The following is a 7,767-nucleotide window of genomic DNA, read 5'->3' on the forward strand; positions in this document are numbered from 1 at the left end:
TGTAACCGGCTGATCCGTAGTCAGCTACTCTATTCAGTTGAGCTACGCGACCGTTATTTTGTTTTAACGGGTGCAAAGATACGGACTTTTCCCGAATTAGCAAGCTTTTCACCGACTTTTTTTGTAGAAAATTATTCTATGAACCGATAATTGAATAGTTGTAAACCTATACTTAGTCCGACATTCCACTCCCTTTTCGGTGAGCTATAATGATTTACATATGCAGAGATATCTCCAAAAGGCAATTGACATACAACAGAAATTTCTCCTAAATATTCAAACTTGGAGAAAGCTTTTCCGTAATATGCTTTATTCAACGAGTTTTTTTCGATTGGATAAATAGGCATAAAACCATAAAATTCTCCCCGAAGATGGAACATCTGGCTTAAACGGTAAATAGGCCGAATGCCGGCTCCGACAAATTGATTGGCACGAAAGGCTTCGTTGTAAGTCAATTTGCTATGTAATGTAGGAGAAAACTCTCCAGCTTGCATCATTGTGGCCGTATAGTTCTCGGAGAAGTTTTTGGAGGCATACAGGGCTTTCAAATACCATCCTAAAACCCAATGTTCACTCATATTATGATATTTCTCTTTCATATAAGATAATTGCAGCCAGGAGTGATGATCTTTGTTGTTACTGGTCGTACTTCCTTCGTCCGGATAGAATCGTTCTTTTCCAACGAAAATCTGGGCTACAAGAGCTTCTCTGTATCCACGTGTAGGATATTGTTTGGAATTAAGAGTACTTCCATTAAAACTAATTGATCCACCAAATAAATCATAGCGGCTTTTATCAAATTTGTCATTTCCGAAGTCAATGACACTTTTTTGAAAATATTTATCCTCTATTCTTGCAATTCCTACTCCAAACTCTGCTCGCTTGCTCGAAAGGAAAGGTAATCCAACCTGTAATTTCAAGAAACGTTCGTCTTTCTGGTTAAAGGCCGGTTTGTTATTTCGCGAAAAAAGTTTGTCCTTCTTAAAATAGTCGAAAGTACTGATCGAACCTATAAGACGATACGAGGTAGGAATGGCAGTGGCAAAGTCTATTTTTGCCATAAATTGCACGTTGTTATATACCTTTCCAAGTTGCCCGTCAAGAATAAACTCTTTGGCATAGTAGTTTAAGTCCTGATAACTAAGTCCCAGGTAGATCTGATTCGAATTGGAGGTGGATATGTTACCTCCCAGCCGTACAGCAAAGTTGTTTTCCAGTTTGACTTTTAAATGCAGATCATAGGTGTCATCTTCCGGATTATAAATTGCATGCGGTATGATTTCTGAAATCATTTTATCTGATAGCAATCGAAAATAACCTTGCTTTAAATCTTCATAGGTGAATTCTTTGTTATCCGACTTATGAAATTCTTTCTTCATATATGCCTGTTGTTGTGGATTAGCTCCATCAATGATGATATTTTTAAAACGTAGTTCCGGGAAATTACTGCGGTATACCATTCTCCTTAAACGAATATTGTCCAGATTCACACGCCGATGGATACGGCTTTTGATAGAATCCATCATGCTGATGGTTCGATTATATCCTATATCATGTAATTCGTCGATGCGTTGAAAATCCATCAGATTGACGTTGTCATATTTGAACGTCATTAAAATCCCCATAGAGTCCGGAATAGAATAGTCGGTTTTCTGCATCACCATATTCTCAATTTGACTCATGAGGTCATTTTCCTTGGGTTTAGTGGGATTGGTGGATACAACGCTTCCTATGATGACATCCGGATGAAAATCATCTCTCATGACGTCCGTGGGAAAGTTATTATAGATACCTCCATCGTAGGCCAGTACATTGTCTATTTCAATGGGTTTAAACATGAAAGGGAAGCTCATGGAAGCTCTGACGGCATCTCCTAAATCTCCTTCCTTCATGACTAACTGTTTTTTATTGTACACATCGGACGCAATGCAACGGAAAGGAACAAAAAGTTTATCAAAATCTCCCTTACAAGCGGCCGTAGCACGTGCATATAGGTCAACAAACACGAGATTCATTTGAATCGGGTTGACAACACTGGTAGGCAGGAATTGAGGTTTTAAACTCTTCAGTGAATCTTTGAATGAAAAACGAATATTGAAGAATTCGGGAGTGGGAAGATTCTTTTTGAAATGATATACGTATTTCTCTTCCACTTCTCCGGAATACCATCGTTTAAAGTCCTCCGATTTGAGCAGTTCTACCATGTCGTCAGGAGAGTATCCCATGGCATACAAGGAGCCGATAATGGCTCCCATGGAAGTACCAGCAATGTAGTCAATAGGGATGTTGTTTTCTTCCAATGCGCGAATGATGCCGATGTGCGTCATTCCTTTGGCGCCACCACCGCTTAATACAAGTCCTACTTTTTGGGCATGGATAGCCGGGATAATCAGCCATAAAGTAATGAACACTAAAAAAATCTTTCTCATAACCCAAATCAAACAATTGAATTTTTTGTCTATTAAGTGTTCAAATATATACAATACTTTTCAATTAATCGATATTTTGCCGATCGTTTTAAATTGAAAAAGAGCATTACAACGTGTATTTAACGTTGAATGCTCTTTCTTGAAGTATGTGTAATGTTTAAAGGGGCGATATTAAATCAGCTCAATGCTACGTTTTACGAAGTTATTCAAAGCTTCACCTCTTAACATATTGTTTTGAAGTAAGGCCAGATCGATAAGCTGGCGGATAACTTTGTTATTGCTTGCATAGCCGATAAAGATAGCTTCTTTCTTGCTTTTCAGATCATCCCACTTCTTGTCGAGATCGTTTAATTCATCTTTTTCAGCTGTTGGGATGTCTTCTTCCTTTTTATCCTTCTGTTTGTCTTTCAACTCATTACGTTGTTTGTTGACGTTATCCATTTCGGAGAGTATCGGAGCTACTTCTGCTTGACAGGCATTCTCTTCTTCATTCAATACTTGTTTTATCAACTTGTGGTCTGAATTCAGGATCAGATTGAACATGTCAGGCATTTCGCCGTAGAAGCTCATTCCGGCTTGAATATTTGCCATTTCTTTCATACGACGCATATATTCGCTTTGAGTAATCATGACCGGAGCTGAATTTTCTCCCAACGCTTGCGTCATCACATTGAATTCAACCTTATCCATTTTAGGCAATTGGCTCTTGAAGGCTGTTGTGATTGCATCTTGTTTGTTGGCTTCCAGAGTTTCACCTTTCTTGTCTTCTTTTACAATCAGATTGTCAACAACATCACTGTCTACACGCGTGAAACGGGATTTCTCAAGCTTTTGCTCCAACATACTTACCATAGCTACATCTAACTGGCCATCCATGAGCAAGACATTATAGCCTTTATTGGTTGCAGCCTCAATATAGCTGTATTGTTCGTCCTTGTTATTTGCATACAGATAGATTAGATTTCCATCTTTGTCTGTCTGGTTATCTTTAATAAGAGTCTGATATTCCTCGAATGTGTAATGTTTGTCATTTGTATCGGTGAAAAGGGCAAATTTTTGCGCTTTATCATAGAAATCCTCTTGTGTGAGCATTCCATAATTGATAAATATTTTCAAGTCGTTCCACTTTTCTTCAAACTGCTTACGATCATTCTTGAATATAGACTGCAAACGGTCGGAAACTTTCTTGGTGATATAAGTTGAAATCTTCTTTACGTTTGAGTCGCTTTGCAAGTATGAACGGGAAACGTTCAACGGAATATCCGGAGAATCTATTACTCCATGTAACAAAGTCAGAAAGTCTGGTACAATGCCTTCAACAGAGTCTGTTACATACACTTGATTGCAATATAACTGAATCTTGTTCTTATTTAATTCTATATTGCTCTTTACCTTCGGGAAGTAGAGGATACCAGTCAGATGGAATGGATAATCCACATTCAGGTGAATCCAGAAGAGTGGTTCATCAGACATCGGATATAGCTTGCTATAGAATGATTTGTAATCTTCATCCGAAAGTTCGCTAGGTTTGCGTGTCCATAAAGGAGTGGTGTCATTGATTATATTATCTTCAGCCGTTTCTACCTGTTTGCCGTCTTTCCATTCTTTCTTTTTTCCAAATGCAATAGGAACAGGAAGGAAGCTGCAATATTTTTTCAGAAGTTCGGAGATACGTGCTTCTTCGAGGAATTCTTTGCAGTCGTCATCAATGTATAAGATGATATCTGATCCACGATCGGCTTTTTCTATTTCTTCAATAGTGAATTCGGGGCTGCCATCACAAGTCCATTTTACGGCTTTTGCATCGTCTCTGTATGATTTAGTGATAATCTCCACTTTCCTTGCAACCATAAAGGCAGAGTAGAAGCCAAGTCCGAAATGTCCGATAATGGCATTTGCGTCGTTCTTATACTTCTCCAGGAAGTCATTAGCTCCAGAGAAAGCTATTTGATTGATATACTTCTCTATTTCTTCTGCAGTCAAACCGATACCACGGTCAGAAATGGTAATAGTATCTTTGCCCAATTCAACGTGAACAGTTAAATCACCCAGTTCACCTTTAAATTCGCCAATAGAAGCAAGCGTATTCAGCTTCTGAGTGGCATCTACCGCATTGGATACTAACTCGCGCAGAAAAATCTCATGGTCACTGTACAAAAACTTTTTAATGATAGGGAAAATGTTTTCTGTTGTAACCCCAATATTACCTTTTTGCATAATACGTATATTTTTTTAGTTTATCTATTGATTAATTTTAATTGATATTTGTCCATATAGAGACAAAAAAAATGCCAGACCCGAAGGTCTGACATTATGGCATATTAAATTATTTTCTTATTCAGGAAATAACTCTATTCCGGAGAAACAACTTTCATCTCCAATTCGCCTTTTTCTTCATTAAGGGTTACTTGAATAGTATCTCCCTCTTTTAAAGACGAGGAAATGATGAGCTCGGATAAACCATCCTCCAGATAGGTTTGAATTGCGCGCTTCAAAGGACGGGCGCCATATTGTACGTCATATCCCTTGCTAGCGATGAATTCTTTCGCTTTATCTTCAATAACAAGCTTGTAACCAATAGATTCTATTCTATCGTACAATCCTTTTAGCTCTATGTCTATAATCTTTGTTATCGCTTCCAGAGAAAGTTGATCAAACGTGATAATCTCATCTACACGATTGATGAATTCAGGCGCGAATGATTTATTTAGAGCTTTTTGTATTACACTTCGCGAGAATTCTTTATCATCCAGGCGGCTTTGTGTCGCAAAACCAACACCACGTCCAAATTCTTTCAACTGGCGGGTTCCGATATTGGAAGTCATGATAATAACGGTATTTTTGAAATCTACCATTCTGCCATAACTGTCAGTCAGACGACCCTCATCCATTACCTGAAGTAGGATATTGAATACATCCGGATGTGCTTTTTCTATTTCATCAAGCAATACAATAGAGTATGGTTTACGGCGCACTTTTTCTGTCAGCTGGCCACCTTCTTCATATCCTACGTATCCCGGAGGTGCTCCAACCAAGCGTGAAACAGTGAACTTTTCCATATATTCGCTCATATCGATACGAATCAATGCATCGGCAGAACCGAACATATACTTGGCCAGCTCTTTTGCTAAGTGAGTTTTACCAACTCCTGTCGGACCTAAGAACATAAACGTGCCAATGGGCTTATTGGGATCTTTGAGTCCTACACGGCTTCGCAAAATGGCTTTGACCAGCTTCTCTATCGCTGTGTCTTGTGCGATGACTTTAGCTTGCAAATCTTCTTTCATACCTGCTAGCTTGATGCCTTCGGCCTGTGCCATTCGTTGTACTGGAATGCCTGACATCATTGAGATAACATTGGCAATTTCTTCTGCATCAACAGTTTGCCTGTTTTCTTTTAGATTGGCTTCCCATTCTTTTTTCATCTCATCCAATTGAATAGAAAGCTCTTTTTCCTTATCGCGGAAGCTAGCGGCAAGTTCAAAATTCTGCGATTTTACGGCTTCATTTTTCTTGTTTTTAGCTTCTTCGATCAGCTTTTCCTGCTCTTCTATCTCTTTGGGTACATTGACATTAGTAAGATGTACACGTGAGCCGGCTTCATCTAAAGCATCAATGGCTTTATCAGGGAAATTACGATCTGTGATATAGCGGTCTGTCAGCTTGACACATGCTTCCAATGCTTCATCCGTATAATACACATTGTGATGATCTTCATACTTATCCTTGATATTACGCAAAATCTGCAGAGTTTCGGCAGCAGTAGTCGGTTCTACGATTACTTTTTGGAAACGACGTTCCAAAGCGCCATCTTTCTCAATATTCTTACGATATTCATCAAGAGTGGTAGCACCGATACATTGTATTTCTCCTCTTGCCAATGCTGGTTTTAGCATATTGGCAGCATCCATAGAGCCTGCTGCAGAGCCTGCACCTACAATCGTGTGAATTTCATCAATGAATAATATAACATTCGGATTTTTCTGCAATTCATTGAGAATGGAACGGATACGTTCTTCAAATTGTCCACGATACTTTGTTCCTGCTACAACAGCAGTCATGTCAAGAGCAACGACTCGTTTATCAAACAGGATACGTGAAACCTTTTTCTGAATGATTCTCAATGCAAGGCCTTCAACAATCGCTGATTTTCCTACGCCAGGTTCACCAATCAGAATTGGGTTATTCTTTTTGCGTCGACTTAATATCTGCGCTAAACGTTCGATTTCTCTTTCTCTGCCCACGACAGGATCCAACCGTCCTTCTTCTGCCGCTTTTGTCATGTCAGTACCGAAATTATCAAGTACCGGCGTATCATTAGACGGCTTTTTGGAAGCGGTTTGTGCCTGTTGGCGTTCATCCGAGCCACCTCTGCCGGAACGAGGAGAAGACATTTCTTCGTCATCCTCATCGTCTTCCGAAAAGCCCATGCCGGAATTGATATCCGGCTGCAATGTAGCTTGCTCCAGTACTTTCACATAGTTTATATCGTTTGCTTCAAGTACGGAAGCCGCCATATTGTTTTTTTCTCTTAAAATAGCCAATAATACATGTTCTGTATCAGCGATGTTACTTTTCATTCCACGAGCTTCTAAAATACACATTTTTAATATCTTTGCCGCATCATTAGATAACGGTACCTCTGCATCAGGCAATAACATTTCATCAGCTTCTGCCTTCAGCTGAGCTTCAATCTGTTGCTTTATAGCAGCCAGATTGGTGTTGAGTTTAGACAATATTTCGATAGCTTTTCCTTCACCGTCACGGAGTATTCCCAGAAGCAGGTGTTCGGGACCTATATACCTACTTCTCAACCGATTCGCTTCTTCCTTACTATAGACGATAATGTCGGAAACTCTTTGTGAGAATTGATTATTCATACTTTTTTCCTTTTCTTCTAAGGGTTATTCACTGGCAAATATACGCATTTAATCAAGTTTGTATCGCAATATTTGCTTTATTTCTTATATCTACAAATGGCGTGCCATAAAAACAGTGTATTTGTATTATATATATAAGGTATAACAAATAACAGGCTCTTTTTTACCGATGTTATTTATCTTTCCATATTATATTTATCGTTTTTATCTTTTTATTTTCGTATTTTAAAGTTTGGCGGGTTATCGTCTCGGTCATGATAAAACTTTCTTTCTAAAAACTTTCGTATATCGGGGAAAAGTAGTACTTTAGCGTGGTTTTTCACAAACCGTAGAATGTATAATTAATAATCATTTTAAATGCTTGAACAAGACAGAATTATAAAGATTAACATCGAGGAGGAAATGAAGTCATCGTACATTGACTACTCCATGTCGGTCATCGTTTCACGTGCCCTTCC

Annotated in this window: 3 protein-coding genes; all 3 read right to left on the reverse strand. The window is 38.7% G+C overall.

All coding sequences use genetic code 11. The annotated features are described in order from the left end of the window. Positions 1 to 131: 131 nt before the first annotated feature. Positions 132 to 2,429 (reverse strand): patatin-like phospholipase family protein, encoded by a 2,298-nt coding sequence (locus ACT8YW_RS20810; RefSeq protein WP_444107014.1) that lies wholly within the window; start codon positions 2,427 to 2,429, stop codon positions 132 to 134. Between the two features lie 171 nt (positions 2,430 to 2,600). Further along, complete coding sequence (gene htpG, locus ACT8YW_RS20815) at positions 2,601 to 4,646, reverse strand: molecular chaperone HtpG (protein WP_444107015.1); 2,046 nt, start codon at positions 4,644 to 4,646, stop codon at positions 2,601 to 2,603. 134 nt (positions 4,647 to 4,780) lie between these two features. Continuing rightward, complete coding sequence (locus ACT8YW_RS20820; protein WP_074637782.1) at positions 4,781 to 7,309, reverse strand: ATP-dependent Clp protease ATP-binding subunit; 2,529 nt, start codon at positions 7,307 to 7,309, stop codon at positions 4,781 to 4,783. Positions 7,310 to 7,767: the final 458 nt, after the last annotated feature.

It is taken from the genome of Bacteroides sp. (assembly GCF_052357945.1).
Taxonomy (GTDB): Bacteria; Bacteroidota; Bacteroidia; order Bacteroidales; family Bacteroidaceae; genus Bacteroides.